Below are 17746 nucleotides of genomic sequence, written 5' to 3' on the forward strand. Positions count from 1 at the left end.
TAAAGACTACAGGCCCCTCTTTTATCAAGTTGAGTGTCAACTACCTTGTTTTCTGCGATGGAAGTAAGTCCCATTGGAAAACGTACAGTAGAATCCATGGATCGAGCACCTAATTGGCAAGTAGACTGTATTTCGTCCAGTGGATTGGGCTGTGTTTCAGCGATTGCTGCGGGACAGGACCCAAAACACTGGATAAACTCCAATGTAACCATATCGTAAATAGATATATTCGCTGTTCCATTGGATCAAATCCAATGGAACATGAGATTAAGGGGCGCACGGCTGAGCCTTCAGCCCCATAACTTCGAGCACATACACTCCTTCAACTACCAGTCACAAAAAAACTACCGCCACGAAAGCGGAAGTCGTCAAGCTATTCCCATCTTGCCAATTGGTCCTTGATATGTTCTTTGCTTACGAACCCTTTCTGAAGCAGAGGGTGGGGCACCATTTGATTGTATTTCCGAATATTGCGATTGATTTGTTCGAACTTATCTTCTCCGATCTCTTGCTTGTCCTGATCGATCTGCTGCACAAGTGCCCGGATTTGATTCCGGATCGTATGCTGCAGCTCCAGCCAAGCCGGCAAATAGTTCGCTTCTTTCAGCACCCCGCTCAACGCATCGCCGCTTGGCACATCGAGGGGCTTGCCTTTGCCAGAAAGCTCCTTCAGGCCGCCCTGCTTTTCATAGTTGGCAAAAGCCTCATCCATCCAGTCTCTGGAGTTCATCATCACTAGCCATCGCTCCTTTTTTTCCTTCCGATGCAATCAAGAAATTCCACTTTTATATTATGTTATTACGTTCATGCTTCTTGCGTCCTTATCGGGGTAGCTGGACCACTGGCACCTCATGTATAATTCGTTCCCGCATCAGATTAAGAATTACGGTTTCCCGCTCCGTCCGCTGATGGGGGGGCTTGTGTATATGATGATACAGATACGAGTACAGTTGACGGTACCATAAGAAGAATGGGATGTGCCGCCACTCTTCCGCTGGCAGGACGTGCACGCTTTCGTAGCCTTCCGCAAACGAATGCAGGAAGCGGGCTGCAAATTCGCTTCGCGCCTGCTGCTCCTGTGAATCGATTGTCAGAGCGGCGAAAAAGACAGCGATGGCCGCATCATAGACGAACCAGTGCTGCAAGCTGTCGCCGAAGTCCAGAACAGCCAAGCCATGATTGCATAGCATTAAGTTATCCAGATGCATATCATGATGGATGAGGCCGAAGCGTGCTTCGTCTCTCTGGAACCCGCGCAGCCGCTCCACCGCCTCCGACCATTTGGCCGCCACAACCGCATCCAGTTCAGTGTCCACTAGAGTATTAGACCCAGAAGGATCTCCAATGCGCACAATCGTCTCATCGGACCAGTCAGGCAGTTCCTCGTCCTGCAAAGACTGATAATCCTTCCCGGCGGAGTGAATCCGGCCCATCGTCGCGCCCCAGCGATGGAAGAAGCTATCGTTCCAGACCGATTCGTCCTTGGGATCGATCGCTATCCCCTCCAACTTTGTCGTAACGGAGACAAAGTACCTCTCATTCAACCGTGCTATCCATTCCCCATTCCTCGCAGCAATGGGGGAGGCAACCGGCACGCCGTGTTCATGCAAGTGCCTCATCCAATGCAACTCGGATAGAACACGGCGCGGATCGTCGCGGTCGAAGCGGAAGAGCTTGACGACAAGCGTCCCGTCCGCCGTCTCGTAGACATGATTGTAATAACCTCCGAGCAGCTTCAATCCCCTTGCGCTAAAACGATAGTTTTGCTCCAACAAAGGAAACAATTGCTCGAGCATGTTACCCTCCTTCTTTCACCACTTATCACTAGTAGTGTGCTTCACTCCGTCTTCTTCCGCAGCAGAAACGAATGATACTCAAAGTCCTTTTCTATGACGATCCGCTCACCTTCGATCACTTCGAATTGTTCTAGCAGCAGATTCTGATATGCTTCAAACCGATGAAACGAAAAGAAACGCTTCTCTATAAAGTTGTCGCGTTCGTTGATGCCCTCGAATTCGTAACCGCCATACAGACCTAAGTAGAACAGTCCGTCAGGCGCAAGCACACGCTTGAGCTCGATGAGCACCGCATTCAGGTCGGCCTTAGGCACATGGAGCAGGCAGTTTAACGAATATATACTATCAAAGCTGTTATCCGGAAAATCCAATTGATATAAGTCCATGACAAGGGCTCGAATACCGCGCTGGTTGCAATAAGAAACATGTTCCTCCGACAGGTCAATGGCCGTCACATCGAGGCCGTGCTCCATGAAGTACAAGCTATCCTGTCCAGTGCCTGCTCCAATCTCCAAAAGAGTGCGGGTATGATTCGCCTTCAACTGCTCGAGAAATCGGGACCGGCTCTGAATCTTCCATTCCTGCTTCGAGGAAGCATTGCGCTCATGGGCGTGTTCGTTATAGATCTTCTTCAGTTCTTGTTTAATGTGCATTGTCATGCTGCTGCAGCTCCTTCATGCAATTTATGTCGATTCAATCGTTATGTAATGTATACGTTGCCTACTCCATCGCGAGACGTGCCAGAACCTGTTCATCGGCAGGCGCGCCGCATTCCCGCAACGCCAGCAACACAGCGCCCGCTGGCGGCGAGAGCCGGGGCTCGATAATGCGATATCGCTTGGCACCATTTCTTTGTAGACGCTCCGTAAGCAAATGGCTGACGAACGGGTCGCGAATGACACTGCCCATGAAGGCCACCTGCACGTTGTCCGCTTCGAATCCAGCTCCGATAAGGCGAACCCCCACATCGAGAGCTTGCACGAGCTGCATACATACGCCAGCGGCCAATGGGCTGCCTTCGGCCGCCGCACGCGTCACCATAGGAGCCATCTGCCCGAACAGCCGCATCTGTTCATACTTGCTCTTCGCGAATCCCCCGGCTCCCAATTCGTTCAGTTGCCCGATGCTGCTTACTCCCCAGTATGAGAGCACCTCTTCCAAGAGACTCCCATCGCCTCGTTCCGCGCAGCCTGCGATAATGCGATGCACGCACTCATACGACAAATGACGCGCCGCCCCTGCATAGTGCTTATAATCTTGATTTCGCAGCAGCCGTCCGTATTCATTGATTCCGAATACGACCGATCCGGTTCCAGATATCGCGATAATACCCGGCTCTCCTACGAAAGCTCCCGCATGGGCGACAGTGGAATCGTTCACGTGCCGCTTCGGGCAAGAAATTCCCGGAACATCCGTAAAATCAGCAGCCCATGCCAAGTCTTGCTCCGATTCCAAGCCAGACAATCCCGCACATAAGCCGATAACCTCATCTGGCCCCGCTCCCGCTGCTTGCAGCACCTTCTCAATAACCTCTCTCACATTCTCTTGCGCGCGATCATCTTTGTTCGGATTGCTGCAGCCAGTCTCCGCATAACCGATACTGCTGCCATCTACTCGCGCCGCCATTGCGCGTGTCTTCGTACCGCCGCCTTCGATGCCAATGACGATGTTCTTCTCCATTTTGCCTACGTCGATTATGATACCGCCTTCACTTCTCACCCTGCCGCCTCCATTGTCAATGATGTGCTACATCAGTTGTACGCTTCCTATTACACCGATTAGGATGATGATTTACAACGTCCATCTTCTCTTTTCCATGAAGACCTTGAATGCGCTTTCTCCTTTTCCGTCAATCTATCTCGAGATTCTATTTACCTCAGTATAATTGACCAAATGGGCTGCTTCAACCACCCTTTGCTCCATTCTCCCCTTCCTTCAGAAAGACAGCATGCTAATAATAATTTTGATTCACCACCTTTATAGCGATTGCTGTATGTATGGTTAACGCGGTAAATACTTTTCCTCGATGCTGTCTTGCTGTCGGATGTTCTCCTTCCTGAATGTCTGGGAGAATGGACGTAAGAACCGTCGAAAACCGACAATATATCCTCGCTTAAAAGATACTAGGAGGTTCTGCTCTGAATGAAAGGGATAGTGAGGGAAGAGGTGGAACGGTGAGCCCTACTCCACCGGGTAAATTGAGGCCCCCTGGCTAGATACCGATGGCTCTTTTGCATTGGAAATAATAGGGATTTTTTTAGATTAATACATATTTCATATCAATAACGAGTGTATTATATATTTTAAATATTAAAAATCACTTGTTATAATCAGATTCATATTGAAGGGAGGAATTAAGAATGAAATATCGGAAACTTGGCAAAAGCGGCTTGTCGGTAAGCGAGATGGCATTAGGAAACTGGATAACACACGGTGCGCAAGTGGATGACACCACAGCGCAAGCTTGTGTAAATGCTGCACTAGACTCCGGGATTACAACTTTCGATACAGCTGATGTTTATTCAGAGACGAGAGCGGAATCTATTTTAGGTGAGTCTTTAAAGGGGATACGTCGTGAAAGTATTGAGTTATGCACGAAGGTCTTTCATCCTACGGGTACCGGACATAACGATAAAGGGCTATCCCGCAAACATATCATGGAAGCCTGCCATGCTTCGCTTCGAAGATTGCAAACGGATTATATCGATGTCTATTATGCACACCGGTTTGATTCTACCGTATCGCTTGAAGAAACATTTTTGGCCTTTTCCGATTTGGTTCGGCAGGGAAAAGTTCTGTATGTAGGGGTAAGTGAGTGGACAGCAGAACAGATAAAGCTTGGAGCGGCTTTGGCAAGGGAACTGAGAGTTCCCTTCGTGGCAAGTCAACCCCAATATTCCATGCTATGGCGTGTTATTGAAGCCGAAGTTATTCCCGCTTGTGAGCGTGAAGGAATTGGGCAGGTTGTCTGGTCACCACTGGCGCAGGGCATTCTTTCCGGTAAATATGCACCAGACAAGCCAATACCGAAGGGTTCCCGCGCTTCTACAACAGCTGGTTCACCATTTTTCGAACGTTTGGCCGGGCAGTGGTTGCGTAAAGAAGTCCTTCAGGCAGTAGAGAGAATCCAGCCGATCGCACAGGAATGCGGTTTGACGCTGCCACAGCTTGCGATAGCATGGGTTCTGCAAAACCCGCAAGTGTCCTCAGCTATTATTGGCGCCTCGAAGCCCGAGCAGGTAAAGGAAAACGTAAAAGCTGCAGGTGTCTGTCTAGATACTGAGGTCATGAAGCAAATAAATAGCATTTTAAATGGCGTTGTTGAGTTTGATCCAAGCAAAACCGGTTAAGATTATAGGGTTTACACAAGTTTGCTTGTCTGACTATTGACTGTTTCTTCCACCACTTCTAGAAAATTAGTCAGAACAGTTTCACTCATATCTGTTTTCCAGGCTGCATAGAGAGGGACTGACGGTGTATCTTCGTTAAAAGATCGGAATACGACATCACTGCGTTGGAAAACAGAAACCGAAGAGGGTACAATTGAAACGCCTATACCGGCAGCTACCAGATTAACAATGGTATACATTTGAACAGCTTCCTGCACGATGTGGGGCTGAAATCCATGCTGCCTGCAAAAGTCTATAATGAGGTCGTGAAAAGAAGCCCCCATATGATGCGGAAACAAGATAAAAGGTTCGTCCGCCAAAGAATGTAAAGACAGGGTTGGATGTATGGCTAACGGATGCATTTCGGGTAATACGGCAACGAGTGATTCGTTGGTGTAGAGTCGAGAGGTGATCTGTTTTGACGGATCTACCGAACGAAGGAAGCCAACATGAATTTTCCCATCGTGTAAAGCTTTCAGTTGTTCGGCAGATGTCATTTCAAATAGAGTAAGCTGCACATCGGGAAAACGCTCCCGAAATCCCTTTAAAACGTTGACCATCATTCCGCCAACTGCCGAATCTACAAATGCGATGGACAAATGTCCAATTTTTCCTTGACTTGCAAGTTGTGTTACCTTAATAGATCGTTCCAATTGAGAAACAATGTTTCTGGATTCCTCCAAAAATATCGTTCCTGCTGACGTAAGTCGAACCTGTCTCTTGGTTCGCTCCAAAAGCTTCACTCCGAGTTCTTCCTCAAGACTCTGGATTTGTTGGCTCAAGGGAGGTTGGGTTATATTCAGTTTTTTCGCAGCACGGTTGAAATGTAGTTCTTCCGCCACTGCGATAAAGTAACGTAGTTTTTTCAAGTCCATAGACACGATTTTCCTTCCTGTTTTGTAGTGGTCTCGTCGATTAATTCGACCATTTTTATAACCATATCCTTCTGTTGTTCGTCCCACGGTTATTCTATAATTGATAGCGACTTTGAAGACTCTCCAGCTTATCCACAATTAGATCGGCCATCTCCGAAGGCTCCTCCACGAAAGCATCTGTACCCAATCCAAACACAAAATCGGCATAGTATGCAATCTCCCGTTTTTCTATTTTACTATTAATAAAGCCTGATCCGTCTTCACGTAAAGTAATTGCCTTGTCCAGCCAAGGATCAGCCTGACATTTCCTTACTCCTAACCGGGTTAATTCAACCCGCAGCGGTACGGTATGCTGGGGTGTGGGCGGCAGAAACCATTCCTCGAGCGTCATCGATTTGCCGATTTTCTCTTTCATTGCGGGCTCCAACTCCTCCCGCAGCTGAAGCGAACGGATATTGTCCGCTCGGAACAACCGGTAAGCCTGTTTATTGAAGCAATAGGCAGGACAGTACCAATACCCGTTATGTGAATATAAGCCAATCGGCAAAATATCTCTGTCCCCCTCTCCCTTCGCCGAATCATAGCGAATCGTGATTACCTTCCGTTCTACAGCTGCCTCCAATATAAGATATAAAAAAGGAACGTCCTGCTCTCTCATCGGAACCCAGAATAGGATGCGATGCTTCAGCTCATCAATCTTTCGCTTCGTGTTCGGAGGCAGAACGCTATAGAACTTGGTTAATGCCGAAGTCGCCTCCTTCCCGAACGGAACGGAGGTATAGTTCTGCAGCGATTCATAGGCAAAAAACATCGCAATTGCTTCGTTCTCGGTAAAAGTAAGCGGAGGCAGAAGCTTCTCCTTCAGCAGTCGGTACCCGCCCTTGGGGCCGAATTCCGTATATAACGGCACACCTAGTTCCTCTAAATCGGCCAGGTCCCTTTGGATAGTACGCAGCGAAACACCGCATTCTTCAGCTAATTCACGCGCCGTGAAGTGCTGCTTTTTGTTGATTAACATCATTAATTCAATCAGTCGTTTCGATTTCTGCATCCATTGTCCCTCTTTTATTTCCCGGTACGTTAATCCGTCAGGTTTTGTAATCTATTGTATAACTATTTTATATCTACGACAAATATTGACGTATATAGATGCTACAGTATATACAGGCTTGAAAATTACTTTAGGAGGAACTAATATGCTTAAAAGACTGGAATGTGTGGCACTGTATACCCCAAACATAGAGGCATCCGTGGAATTCTATACAACGCTTGGATTGACGGAAAATTGGCGCATTGAACGAAACATCGGAGAAGGCAGAACATGGACCCTCGTCGGGTTGAAATTCCCTGATGAGAAGAGCTCTGAGCTCGTGTTGCAGAACAATCCGGAGCTCAATGTTACCGATATTGAATTATACGTGGAGGACGTGCGTGACGTATACCAAGCCTTATCCGACAGATCCGATATCCAGTGGATACGTGAACCCTTTCCGACGGAATCCGGCCACGTCGCTGTCATGGAAGCGCCCGATCAAAACGTATTTGTGCTTGTCGGCAAATAGATAAATTCACGAGCAGAAAGGAGACATCATGGAAATACGATTGGCACGCCCAGCCGAAGCTTCCGCAATCGTTACGTTCTTCGATACTAATATCATTCGGGGACACGACGGGATTCCGAACGAAGAATTTTTCTGTCCGGACGGAGCGCGTGCTGCTGTGAAGCGGAATCAAATACTTATAGCTGTCGAGCATCATAGAATTGCCGGCGCGCTGCGCTTCTATCCAAAAAAAGAAAGTGAACGCATCTCTCTTTACCAATTCGCCGTAGCGGAGAATTACCGCGGACAACGCCTGCTGAACCGCATGCTGCAGACAGCCTTCCCGATTCCGGTAGATGTGACTTGTCCGCTTAACGCCAGCTTCAATGCTTATTATGACAAGACCGGCTGGACCTTAGCAGGCCAGACGGCCAGATGCAATCGCTGGGTGCTGAACGCTTAAAGTGCGTGTTCAACCTGGTTGGCGCCACATGATGTCACCATCCACAGTGTGAGCTCGGCGGTTATTCTACAACGATACGACAACAAACTCCGAGCAATCCGGCAACCGGAACGTTCGGAGCTTTAGTCGTTGCTGGTGACACAATATAGATTAATCTCCTTCCACGGTTCCCTGTCCATCGTGAAGCAACCGTGACATCATATATTCATCAATATATTGTTCTTTCACAAGGATGGAACACTTCTTGACTCCCTCAATCGTGAAACCTATTTTGCGGTACAGAGCAATCGCCCGTTCATTGTGGGCCATTACCGTCAGTTCCAAACGAACGATATCCTTCTCATTGGCCCAGTCCAACAGCTCATTGAACAATTGGGTGCCAATCCCTTGACCAGCATAGTCCTGCAGAATGCCGATAACGATATATAAGACATGCTTCGTCCGCTGAATATCTGAACCGAGACCGGCAATGTACCCAACCAGTGTGTCATGCTCTTCGGCAACATATATGATGGAGCGTCCAGACTGAAGCATTCCTTGTATGCGATCACGCTGCGCTTCAACCGTCGTATTCCGCTCTCCCGGCTCATACAGCATGAACGACGTTTCTTCATCTAGCGTTTTGTTTAATGTCAAAAACGCTTCCGCATCAGTTGGTTGGATAGGTCCGATCCTCATCCCGCAACCTCCGTTACAAATCTTTCACAAACCCGTACCCAACTTCCCTGCTGAAGCCGAGGCGTTCATAGAACCGGTGTGCGCCCTCGCGCTTTACATTCGACATCAGCATCATGACATGGCAGTTCCGTTCACGAGCGAACTCTTCCAATCGACTCATCAGCTTCATCCCGATGCCTTGGCCATGAGCCTCCGCCGTGACAATTACATTTTCAACCACCATAAAAGGCTGACAATCCCCTGTCAAATCTTCGCAAATAATGCCCATCACCGAACCGAGCAACTTGCCGTTCTCGCCCGCCGCACCCAAGAACAAATAATCCGGATCATCGTTCAATCGAGTCAGTCGGGTCGTCATCTTCTCTACGTTAATGGGGCGGTCATCCAGCTCTGCGTAAAGTACTGCCAATTGTGTTACATCTTCTACTTTCAGCTTGCGTATTAACATGTTGTCTCTTGTTCCCCCTTATCTAACAAACCTCTCATCGGTTCCATATGATGCCGATCATGCCACAGGAAATCCTGCAAATATTGCGGTGTTGAAAATGGATTGCCGTCACCGTCCACATAGGATTGCAAATAGTCCTCTTCAGACATCTCCGCAATCGCGTCAATGACGTTCTGCCTACACTGCAGCGTCTCTCGCACCAACTGGTCGAGCGGAATCGTATGGGCGTATGCAGCGGCTTCACGGTTAAACTCGTTGAAGTTCAAATGCTGTACTGTCAATGGCTGTCCCTGCACGATTTTCGCAATCGCATGCTGATAGAAATATTCATCCCAACGCATAATGTGGGATACGATTTCACGTATGGACATTTTCCCTTCCTCGCGTATCTCCCATACTTCTTCATTCCTATTATTCAAATCGTTCACAAATGCCATCCACTCACTAAATTGCTGCAATATACCGCTTCTTTCTTGAACCTGTTCCACTGACTTCTCCTCCTCTAAATCCCATTCGATTAAGGCAGCTCATTCAACACGGAGTTCCTCGCTGATACGTCACCCAAGCCGGGACAGCGTCGATCGGATAATGATTCAGCATGTCCAGCGCCCATTTGTCGGTCGTATTGACTTCGGCATATAGATGCTAGAGTCCAATCTGCAGAGCATACCGGGCTTGGTGCATCGTCAAAGGCTTGCTTCCGTTCATAGGCATCGTGATTGTACGCTTCATACGTGAAAAGTCAGTCATGTCTATCCACTCTCTCGAAAAATTGGATATGCCGCTTGGAAGAACGGTAATATTGCAGACGAGCCTCCAGTGTTCCCGTATGAAACTCGAAGCAATGATGGTCGGGATCCAAAAAATAGATGGAACGTTTGTCTTCTTGCGCCCGTTCCCTTCCCTCAAGCACAGTCACCCCATAATCGAGCAGCCTCTGCTTCACGGCGTCATAGTCCCTCTCATCTATGCTGAATGCGATGTGCGTATACGTCACGTCTCGATTGGAGCGATCAACATCCTCCTGATTGAGCGCGATCCATAGTCCCTGGCAATCGAAGTATGCCAACTTTCTTCCGAGAGCAAGGAGCTTCCCTTCCAGGATATCACGATAAAAGGCGATGGAGGAGTCCAAATTGGAGACGGAGAAGCATAAGTGATTCAGGCCTTTTATATACGCCACGACAAATCCTCCTCTCTATATATGGAACCTCGAGCCCTGTTTCTCCTAAACGATATAGGCGGTATTCTCGTCGAAATACAGCTCATATCCAAGCGCAGACAGCTTGACGAATACGGTATCGTTAATATCAAACATGCTGATTCCTTTTATATAATGTGTCGAGCTGCTCAGGACGATCTCTTCTTTCCCGGGAAATCGAAACGTATGCGTAAAACCGCTATGGGAGACGTATTGGGCGAATACAGTGGTCCGCACATACCATTCGTCGTCCAGCTGCACCAGCGAATGGCGGGAATCTCCTTCCAGCGGGAAATGATGAGAGCGGATGTGATAGATCGGCCAGCGCGCGATTTTATCCTTCACCAGATCGCGATCTAGCGGAATGCCTAGCTGTATGTAATAGATTCCTTTGAGGTAAGTAATGATTTTGGCAATGCCGATTAATGTAAATCCAGCAAATACGACGAAAATGAGAAGTTGCGGCTCCCCCAAGTTAAGAAACATTGACACGCCATACACTCCGCCGATGAACAAGATGAACATGCCGAATATAAGCACAATGCCAGTCGTCATATCATACCTCCTTCGCGGAACCGCCGGATGGTCGTATAATGTTGGACCTGAGTTACCTGGTCATACTTCCCTCCGACATCGGAATTGCAGTTCTTCCCGTGCAGGCCAAATCCAGCACAGAATCATCCCGTACGCCCAGCTTCTCCGCCCAAGCGAGCAGCAGCGGAAGTTCAGGGTTGCCCTTATTTTCGATATCATACCATTGCGGATCTTCATATTCAGATAAATTCCAGTTCAATGTCGTCATTCTATTCTCCTATATCATGAATGCAACGAGACAGCCTCATTGTACAGTCCACGAAGCTGCCAAACGTTATTTTGCGGCCTGTTCCTCACGGGATGCACGCAATTTCGTTATTTTTTCGATGATGAATTGTTGCTATTTAGAAAGATAGCCTTTCTCTACGGCGCTGCGCACGATCGTTTCCGCCAGCTTGCCGAGTTCTGCAGACCCTTCCCGGATGCCACGGATGCGAGCCAGCACCTTATCGCTCGTAATGCCATTCTCCTGCCATGACTTCCCTTCAGTCACATAATTGTGAAGCAGCGGCTGAAGCCGATCCAGGGCGGATGCGAACTGAGCTTCCGGCGTCTGCCGCTGCTCGTATTCCACCCAGAGTTGATTCATCTCGTGCTGCTGGTCTTCCGGAAGCAGACCGAAGATACGTTTGGCCGCTTGCGATTCTCGTTCGAACTTGTCCTCGTTCCCTTTCGCGTCGTAGGCGAAAGTATCTCCTGCATCGATCTCGACGATATCGTGAATGATGAGCATTTTAAGCACGCGAAGCAGATTCAAATTCCGTTCATTCGCATACTCTTGAAGCAGGATGGCCATGACCGTCAAATGCCAAGTGTGTTCGGCATCATTTTCGTACCGGCTGCGATCAAGCAGATAGGACTTGCGAAAAATAGATTTCAGCTTATCTATCTCCTTAATGAATTCGATTTGCTTCAATAGTCTTTCGTTCATGTGTGTCATGTTCGCTTAATCTCCTTCGCATCCCCTTAATCCCTCAAGAGCGATGCAAAATTTCTTCATCCATCAGCCTTGCAACGAAACAATTTCGGCAACCGCTGCCACTTTTTACTATTGTCTCACAAAGAGACCGGCTTTCCTAGTTCACTAGTTGTCATGTGCAAATCTTCAACTAGATAACGGAAGCAGGGCAAGCCGACGCATCAAACATGGATTCATTGTCATGCGCGCAAGCCTTGCTTGACGATCTGCAGCCACTCTTCTTTATAGTCGGGATGACACGCAATTAAATAAGGTTCCTCGCACATGCCTTGAAATGGTCTGCCTTGGAAATCCATCACGTGTCCGCCCGCTTCTTGAACCATAAGCACGCCCGAATACAAATCCTCACCTTCCGAGTTGTAGAGCACGATTGCCTCGGCATCGCCCTTCGCGAGCATGCACCAGACTAGAGTTGGAGCCCACACCCTCAGCATTCGCTTGCACTTCAAGTCCAAATGCTGCCGCAATTGAACGGCCTGTTCATCATGCTGAACAAGATGCCCCTGAATCCAGCCCAATGTCGCCCGCTGCAGTTGCAGCTGCGGCTTCTTCTTCATCTGCATCTGGACTCCGTTGCAAAAAAATCCTTCATCCTTGATAGATATGTAGAGGCGGTCAGTCATAGGCTCATAGATAACACCTAGCACAGGCTCTTCCTTAAATAGCAAAGTAATAGATACCGCAAAAACCGGCAGACCGATTACATAATTATTTGTGCCGTCGAGCGGGTCCACTAGCCACAGCCAGTCGCTCTCCTTCCCCAGCTGTCCGGCTTCCTCACTTCGGATAAGGTGTTCGGGAAAGGTGTGTCCGATAGCCTCCACAATGACCTGCTCTGCAAGATGATCGACTTCGGTCACTACATCTCCGAAGACCCCCTTGTCTTCACATTGGTGATAGGTAGCGAAACGTTGTTTTGTTATATCGCCTGCGGCTTTCACGGCCGAAACTGCCACATCTCTGGCAGCGTGCAGAATCGTTCTGTCCATGATGCACCTCGTCTTTGCTCGTAGTATGAAATTTGCGTTTTTTAGAAAATTGACCTCTAAATCCGTGAGACATGCCCTATACTTCCAGGAATATTTTAACTATAATACATGGGAACCAACGTGTATAGACCAAGGAGGAACTGAATATGAAGCAATGGTTGAAAACATGGCTCGTCTCAGGCATCACTGTCGTCATGGTCATATCGGCATTCACTCCCGCCGCTGGCGCGCACCCGGGAAGAACGGACAGCAACGGCGGACATTACTGCCGCACCAATTGTGAGAAATGGGGGCTCGAATACGGGGAATACCATTACCATAATGGCGGGTCAAGCAGTTCAAAGGGGAGCAGTTCGTCAAAAGCTTCGAACAAAGCAAAATCGTCAGGGTCAAAAGCAAAGTCAAAACCGAGCAAAAGCAAATCATCGAATAAAGCCAAGTCCAACGCCAATTCAAAGGCTGCACCTAAAAAGCCCGTTCCACAACAACTGAATATTTCGGTATTGCTCAACAAGGAATCAGTTCAGCTTCCATCGAAGCCGGTTCGCCATGAGGGCCAAGTACTGCTTCCGCTCATAGATACGTTGAGCGCATTCGATATTCCTTACACGATTAGCGATAAAAGCGTGCACATTCAGCTGGACGACCGAACCGTCATTATTCCTATCCAACATAACGAATTAAACATACAAGTGGATGGACAAGCAGTGAAGCTATCCACCCCGATGATCATTTACGGAGGAAAATTGATGGTGCCGCTGCAGCTCTTCCGTGATGCGCTGCCCTGTACGTTAGAGTGGAACGAGACAATGAAGCAGTTGAGCGTAACGCTGTAAGCCCCGTAGGATCGTGACGACAGGACACTTCAGCCACTGGATAGTATAATTCACCGTAATGGCGCAGCGACCTTATCCATCCGGAGTTTGTCATGCGGCGCCATACGATGTACCTTTATCATAAGAAGGAACGTCTGCCCGAAATACAGAAAATCTTTACATGAGTACGAGGATTTTGAGGTAAAAAAAGCGAAGCGCCCCGCATGGAGAATCCCATAGCGGGGCGTGGGCGCCGTTCGTATGCAGCAGAAATGCGGCTCGGCTAATACAATCGCTTCGTATAGCTTTCCTGCAGGCTGCGGGCAATGTCGTCCGCATTGCCCCGGGCGTGAGCGGCCAGCATCTGCGCTGCGGACGGCAGCTCTTCCTCCGCGGGCCAGGAATCCGGGTTCCACAGGGTGGAGCGCTTGAACGCCTTGGCGCAGTGGATGAAGCATTCTTCCACTGTGATGCCGATGCCGAGAACGGGGCTATTCCCGTTCGCCTTCATCGGCTCAAGCAGCGCGCGGTCCTTGACGATGCAAGCCCTCCCGTTCACACGCAGCGTCTCCTCTAACCCGGGAATGATGAAGATTACTCCCGCATGACCGTTCGCCAGTATGTTGCGCAACGAATCGATGCGGCGGTTACCCGGACGTTCCGGAATGATGAAGCGGCGCGCGTCCAGCACGTGCACGAAGCCGGGAGCATCACCCCGCGGCGACACGTCGCAATGTCCCGTCTCGTCGGATGTCGCAAGGAACAACAGCGGCGATTGCGATAGGAATCGGATGCAATTGTCGTCAAGCCTTGCGATGACCTTGCGCTTGACCAATTCGCTTGGATTTCCAATCAGCGTGCGGATCTCGGCCTCCGATGTGATCATTTCCCCAAACTTTGAATCATGTTCCATAAGATGAATCCCCTCCGATTAGATGTCTCTTGTCCTTATACCATACTATTCCTGCACACCAATGTTAAGGAGTTCGGCTCCAACCATCGTGCGAATTCGCTTTCTCCTCTACGGCAGGTACGCCAAATAGCCCTTTTGCCCACTATCCCAATTATTCAGAAGATTAGAAGATGAGCAAGAATAACGAATATCGCACCTTTTGCTCCGGTTCAATCGTTCCTGACTGAATGCATTATTAGCCCGTCCCGTTCCCCTACTCTCTTACGATTACTGCTTCCGTTCTCCTCGCAAGCATTCGAGCTCACAATTGTCTAATCCATTGGATTTGCTCCAATGAAACAGTAGAGTATATCTCTTTACGGCCGATTCTATTGGATTTCATCCAATAGTTTGACACTCCATCCGCTCTAATGGCTGAAAACAGCCCAATCCATTGGACAATTTACAGTCTACATGCCGATTTGCAGCCGAGTCCGTACATTTGACTGCATATTATCCAATGGCGCTCACCACGATCTTCCTTCTACACCACTCCAATGCTGTTTTTTAATCATTCAATGGACATCTGAATCACTCAGCCGGGCTTTGTTATCGTTTATTGTTGATTTTTGAACAAAAGAAAAATCGCCATGATAAGAGCTTATTGTACTATCGTTTTCCGCTAGTTGAGGGCAAGCACCCATCGTATATTATTTCTGGCACTTATTTTTTATACGTATGGATCGATTCAAGTGAAGGTAATTGTGTCTTGTAGCAGGCATTAGCACTAAACCGGCAATGGTTTTACTGCCCCAATAATCTATAAGCCATTTTGCCTTTTCCTTAACTGCGCCTTGTTGTTCGATTAATTTTCTAAGGCGGACAGATTCAACCTTTTGTTTAAGAAACAGAGATGCTGGTTGGATACCGAAAGATAAAGCAGCAATTTTTGCGAAAAGAGCTTTAATTAACGGGGATGTGTGTCCGCGATGGACCTGTCGCAACTCAAAAATCGGCTGAAATCGCGATTTTAGATGCACTTTTGCAGTTGCCGCATCAGAGTTGGCTGCGTAGCCACAGAAAAGGACCCTGCCGCAAGCTGCTTTACGAGCTTGCAACACGGCCTTCTATATCAACCTAGCAACTTCACCCTGCTGCTCCTAAAACGGCTCTTCCCGGAACTGCAGCTGCGGCGGAGCCTCTCGATTGGCATCCAGCTTGGCATATCCTCCGATCGGAAACGTGAATATCGGCGTCGTGTGGCCGAAATCGACGTTGGCAATGACCGCCATCCCTTGCAGCTCCTGCTTGGTGGCAATGATCTTTGTCAACAATGCCAACGTCATACGGGACGACTTCTGGAAACGGCCGATGACCAATCCGCGCACCTCATCGGCGCCAGGTTGGTGAAGAAGCGACTGCAAATCTCTGTCGAACGTTTCTGGACTAGTTAACTCGTCATCCTCTAGAAACAAAACGGCCCCGCGCAGATCCGGCATATACTCCGTGCCTTGCAGTAAATTCAATGTGCACAAATTGCCGCCGATTATCGTTCCTTCACAAGTGCCTGCGTGAATAATCGACCAGCCTTCGTTCGGAATGAATTCCCGCCGTTCCTGATCGAGATACCACGCGTCGTCGCTCCATTGTGCCGACGGCGTGACCGTCATAATCTCGTTCGTCGTCACCATTTTGCGGAAATGTTCCGCCGTATATTCGATGCCGTGCTCCATGCCAAAGGTGGAAAAATGAGCTCCGGAATAAGTGACAAGCCCTGCCTTGGCATACATCGCGTTGCTTAACGCGGTGATGTCCGAATATCCGCAGAACAATTTCGGATTGCGCCCAATCAGTTCATAATCCAAATAACGGAGCAACTGATTGCTGTTATAGCCGCCAATTACCGTCAAGATGGCTTTCACGTTCGGGTCGCGGAATGCTTCATGCACATCCTCCACTCTGGATACAATCGACGAAGAACAAAAATCATCCGTCTCTTCCACATGCGTAGAATATGTCACAGTAAACCCCATCTGTTCCAAGCGGCTCTTCGCCAACTCTCGCTGTGGCACAGAGATGAGCGACAAGCTTCTAGAAGGAGCGATAACCCGGATTTCGTCTCCCCGTTTCAATTTGGGTATACTCATTGTTCAATCCATCTCCTTTCCAGCCATTGTATCATCGCGATGGAGCGAACGATAAAATCCTTCGATATCAGCCAGATCCGGTAATCCCGACACTTGTCCGTCACCCAGTTCCACGATGGTCCAACTTCCTGCTTCCAGCTTCGCGATATCCATCGTGAAAAAGCGGCTCTCCACCCGTCGTGCAATTTCCATGAAGAACTCCATATCCGGCCGGTCCTCGTCATACTCCGCCTCATCCCAATAATGAAGCACTAGAACAGGCTGATGATCCAGGAAAAACACCCGGTATTCTTTCGACAGCGGCATATCACTTTTCGGGTGATGGTTCAGAAATTCGAGCCGCACAAATTTTCGGAACACGATGCCTTCATTCAGGTCATCACCCTGTCTGGTCACGAAATTGCTGACGACTTGCCGAGCATGATCCTTGTCAGCCGCATTGGGAATATAACAGGCGTCCTCCCATTCATGCTTGCGCGACTTGACATAATCCTTGACAATGACGGGCTGATCGCCGAACACCTGCAGCCCTTCAAGCACACTGTCGAATTGATCACGTACCTGTTCCTCTGGAAACCAGATGCTTGCTGGTGTATGCTCCTTAATAATGTCATAGGAACAAGGAAAGTGATGGCAATGCCTATATTGCTCCGGCGTGTTAATTAATGTGATGCCTTTCTGCTTCAGCGCATCGTACAGCATCGCGTAATAACGAGGCTTGATCATCCATCCCCGGTAAATGGCGACTTCTGTATCGGAAGCCCAATTCACTTTGCGTATAGCCTGTTCAGGTTCATCGGCAAGCAACAGCTCCAATGACATGAGCCCGACAGAAAAGCCAAGCTTGCGCGCCGCCTCGTATTCCGTTTCATAGTCTGCATCCACTCGATTGCTATCCAGCGGATCGCTGCAATAAATAATTCTCATGTCCCATCCCTC

At 48.7% G+C, this 17746-nt stretch carries 22 protein-coding genes; 4 read left to right on the forward strand and 18 right to left on the reverse strand.

What is annotated here, in order from left to right; genetic code table 11:
- Positions 1–373: 373 nt before the first annotated feature.
- The 4 genes from A372_RS0127630 to A372_RS0127645 form a co-directional block, all read right to left on the reverse strand.
- On the reverse strand, positions 374–733 hold the full coding sequence (locus A372_RS0127630) for a DnaJ family domain-containing protein (protein ID WP_019424174.1): 360 nt from the start codon (positions 731–733) through the stop codon (positions 374–376).
- Between the two features lie 88 nt (positions 734–821).
- Entirely contained in the window at positions 822–1796 is a 975-nt protein-coding gene (locus A372_RS0127635) for a phosphotransferase enzyme family protein (RefSeq protein WP_019424175.1), read from the reverse strand.
- A 41-nt stretch (positions 1797–1837) separates the two neighbouring features.
- Positions 1838–2455, reverse strand: coding sequence for a class I SAM-dependent methyltransferase (locus A372_RS0127640; protein ID WP_019424176.1), 618 nt, complete (start codon positions 2453–2455; stop codon positions 1838–1840).
- 61 nt (positions 2456–2516) lie between these two features.
- Positions 2517–3515 carry a BadF/BadG/BcrA/BcrD ATPase family protein gene (locus A372_RS0127645; RefSeq protein ID WP_019424177.1) on the reverse strand — a complete coding sequence of 333 codons (999 nt, stop codon included), beginning with the start codon at positions 3513–3515 and terminating at the stop codon, positions 2517–2519.
- A gap of 641 nt (positions 3516–4156) precedes the next feature.
- Between A372_RS0127645 and A372_RS0127650 the strand changes: the two genes are divergently transcribed.
- The gene (locus A372_RS0127650; RefSeq protein ID WP_019424178.1) at positions 4157–5146 is read left to right on the forward strand and encodes an aldo/keto reductase family protein; all 990 of its coding nucleotides are present in this window, start codon (positions 4157–4159) and stop codon (positions 5144–5146) included.
- An 11-nt stretch (positions 5147–5157) separates the two neighbouring features.
- Here the strand turns inward: A372_RS0127650 and A372_RS0127655 are convergent, their stop codons facing one another.
- Together A372_RS0127655 and A372_RS0127660 are read right to left on the reverse strand one after the other, a co-directional pair.
- Positions 5158–6060, reverse strand: a complete 903-nt coding sequence (locus A372_RS0127655) for a LysR substrate-binding domain-containing protein (RefSeq protein ID WP_019424179.1) — start codon at positions 6058–6060, stop codon at positions 5158–5160.
- A 94-nt stretch (positions 6061–6154) separates the two neighbouring features.
- A complete protein-coding gene (locus A372_RS0127660) occupies positions 6155–7111 on the reverse strand; it encodes a helix-turn-helix transcriptional regulator (protein ID WP_019424180.1) in 957 nt (318 codons plus the stop codon).
- 145 nt (positions 7112–7256) lie between these two features.
- On the opposite strand from A372_RS0127660, the gene A372_RS0127665 reads away from it, so the two are divergent.
- Both A372_RS0127665 and A372_RS0127670 read left to right on the forward strand, forming a co-directional pair.
- Entirely contained in the window at positions 7257–7622 is a 366-nt protein-coding gene (locus A372_RS0127665) for a VOC family protein (RefSeq protein WP_019424181.1), read from the forward strand.
- A 28-nt stretch (positions 7623–7650) separates the two neighbouring features.
- Complete coding sequence (locus tag A372_RS0127670) at positions 7651–8064, forward strand: GNAT family N-acetyltransferase (RefSeq protein ID WP_019424182.1); 414 nt, start codon at positions 7651–7653, stop codon at positions 8062–8064.
- A 150-nt stretch (positions 8065–8214) separates the two neighbouring features.
- On the opposite strand, the gene A372_RS0127675 is transcribed toward A372_RS0127670, so the two are convergent.
- From A372_RS0127675 to A372_RS0127710, 8 genes are all read right to left on the reverse strand, one after another.
- Complete coding sequence (locus tag A372_RS0127675; protein WP_019424183.1) at positions 8215–8742, reverse strand: GNAT family N-acetyltransferase; 528 nt, start codon at positions 8740–8742, stop codon at positions 8215–8217.
- Between the two features lie 13 nt (positions 8743–8755).
- Positions 8756–9190, reverse strand: a complete 435-nt coding sequence (locus tag A372_RS0127680; RefSeq protein WP_019424184.1) for a GNAT family N-acetyltransferase — start codon at positions 9188–9190, stop codon at positions 8756–8758.
- On the reverse strand, positions 9184–9678 hold the full coding sequence (locus tag A372_RS0127685) for a DinB family protein (protein ID WP_019424185.1): 495 nt from the start codon (positions 9676–9678) through the stop codon (positions 9184–9186). The genes A372_RS0127680 and A372_RS0127685 overlap by 7 nt, the downstream gene beginning before the upstream one ends.
- Before the next feature lie 254 nt (positions 9679–9932).
- Entirely contained in the window at positions 9933–10364 is a 432-nt protein-coding gene (fosB, locus tag A372_RS0127690; protein WP_443146850.1) for a metallothiol transferase FosB, read from the reverse strand.
- Positions 10365–10418: 54 nt separating this feature from the next.
- Positions 10419–10946, reverse strand: coding sequence for a hypothetical protein (locus A372_RS0127695; RefSeq protein ID WP_019424187.1), 528 nt, complete (start codon positions 10944–10946; stop codon positions 10419–10421).
- A gap of 52 nt (positions 10947–10998) precedes the next feature.
- Entirely contained in the window at positions 10999–11193 is a 195-nt protein-coding gene (locus A372_RS0127700) for a hypothetical protein (RefSeq protein ID WP_019424188.1), read from the reverse strand.
- A gap of 132 nt (positions 11194–11325) precedes the next feature.
- Positions 11326–11925, reverse strand: a complete 600-nt coding sequence (locus tag A372_RS0127705; protein ID WP_019424189.1) for an HD domain-containing protein — start codon at positions 11923–11925, stop codon at positions 11326–11328.
- 218 nt (positions 11926–12143) lie between these two features.
- Entirely contained in the window at positions 12144–12953 is an 810-nt protein-coding gene (locus A372_RS0127710) for an inositol monophosphatase family protein (protein ID WP_019424190.1), read from the reverse strand.
- 146 nt (positions 12954–13099) lie between these two features.
- Here A372_RS0127710 and A372_RS35655 point away from each other — a divergent pair, with 146 nt between their 5' ends.
- On the forward strand, positions 13100–13789 hold the full coding sequence (locus A372_RS35655) for a stalk domain-containing protein (protein ID WP_019424191.1): 690 nt from the start codon (positions 13100–13102) through the stop codon (positions 13787–13789).
- 262 nt (positions 13790–14051) lie between these two features.
- Here the strand turns inward: A372_RS35655 and A372_RS0127720 are convergent, their stop codons facing one another.
- The 4 genes from A372_RS0127720 to A372_RS0127735 all read right to left on the reverse strand — a co-directional run bounded on the left by A372_RS0127720 (position 14052) and on the right by A372_RS0127735 (position 17734).
- A complete protein-coding gene (locus A372_RS0127720) occupies positions 14052–14681 on the reverse strand; it encodes a pyridoxamine 5'-phosphate oxidase family protein (protein ID WP_019424192.1) in 630 nt (209 codons plus the stop codon).
- 689 nt (positions 14682–15370) lie between these two features.
- The gene (locus tag A372_RS38065; RefSeq protein ID WP_019424193.1) at positions 15371–15778 is read right to left on the reverse strand and encodes a hypothetical protein; all 408 of its coding nucleotides are present in this window, start codon (positions 15776–15778) and stop codon (positions 15371–15373) included.
- Between the two features lie 42 nt (positions 15779–15820).
- Entirely contained in the window at positions 15821–16807 is a 987-nt protein-coding gene (locus tag A372_RS0127730) for a S66 family peptidase (protein WP_019424194.1), read from the reverse strand.
- Between the two features lie 3 nt (positions 16808–16810).
- On the reverse strand, positions 16811–17734 hold the full coding sequence (locus tag A372_RS0127735; protein WP_019424195.1) for an ATP-grasp domain-containing protein: 924 nt from the start codon (positions 17732–17734) through the stop codon (positions 16811–16813).
- Positions 17735–17746: the final 12 nt, after the last annotated feature.

The sequence above is a fragment of the Paenibacillus sp. OSY-SE genome (assembly GCF_000283315.1).
Classification (GTDB): Bacteria; Bacillota; Bacilli; order Paenibacillales; family Paenibacillaceae; genus Paenibacillus_B; species Paenibacillus_B profundus.

Coding starts and splice junctions, on each gene's coding strand:
- A372_RS0127630 (WP_019424174.1), bottom strand. CDS start 733: ATGATGAACTCCAGAGACTGGATGGATGAGGCTTTTGCCAACTATGAA.
- A372_RS0127635 (WP_019424175.1), bottom strand. CDS start 1,796: ATGCTCGAGCAATTGTTTCCTTTGTTGGAGCAAAACTATCGTTTTAGC.
- A372_RS0127640 (WP_019424176.1), bottom strand. CDS start 2,455: ATGACAATGCACATTAAACAAGAACTGAAGAAGATCTATAACGAACAC.
- A372_RS0127650 (WP_019424178.1), top strand. CDS start 4,157: ATGAAATATCGGAAACTTGGCAAAAGCGGCTTGTCGGTAAGCGAGATG.
- A372_RS0127655 (WP_019424179.1), bottom strand. CDS start 6,060: ATGGACTTGAAAAAACTACGTTACTTTATCGCAGTGGCGGAAGAACTA.
- A372_RS0127660 (WP_019424180.1), bottom strand. CDS start 7,111: ATGCAGAAATCGAAACGACTGATTGAATTAATGATGTTAATCAACAAA.
- A372_RS0127665 (WP_019424181.1), top strand. CDS start 7,257: ATGCTTAAAAGACTGGAATGTGTGGCACTGTATACCCCAAACATAGAG.
- A372_RS0127670 (WP_019424182.1), top strand. CDS start 7,651: ATGGAAATACGATTGGCACGCCCAGCCGAAGCTTCCGCAATCGTTACG.
- A372_RS0127675 (WP_019424183.1), bottom strand. CDS start 8,742: ATGAGGATCGGACCTATCCAACCAACTGATGCGGAAGCGTTTTTGACA.
- A372_RS0127680 (WP_019424184.1), bottom strand. CDS start 9,190: ATGTTAATACGCAAGCTGAAAGTAGAAGATGTAACACAATTGGCAGTA.
- A372_RS0127695 (WP_019424187.1), bottom strand. CDS start 10,946: ATGACGACTGGCATTGTGCTTATATTCGGCATGTTCATCTTGTTCATC.
- A372_RS0127700 (WP_019424188.1), bottom strand. CDS start 11,193: ATGACGACATTGAACTGGAATTTATCTGAATATGAAGATCCGCAATGG.
- A372_RS0127705 (WP_019424189.1), bottom strand. CDS start 11,925: ATGACACACATGAACGAAAGACTATTGAAGCAAATCGAATTCATTAAG.
- A372_RS0127710 (WP_019424190.1), bottom strand. CDS start 12,953: ATGGACAGAACGATTCTGCACGCTGCCAGAGATGTGGCAGTTTCGGCC.
- A372_RS35655 (WP_019424191.1), top strand. CDS start 13,100: ATGAAGCAATGGTTGAAAACATGGCTCGTCTCAGGCATCACTGTCGTC.
- A372_RS0127720 (WP_019424192.1), bottom strand. CDS start 14,681: ATGGAACATGATTCAAAGTTTGGGGAAATGATCACATCGGAGGCCGAG.
- A372_RS0127730 (WP_019424194.1), bottom strand. CDS start 16,807: ATGAGTATACCCAAATTGAAACGGGGAGACGAAATCCGGGTTATCGCT.
- A372_RS0127735 (WP_019424195.1), bottom strand. CDS start 17,734: ATGAGAATTATTTATTGCAGCGATCCGCTGGATAGCAATCGAGTGGAT.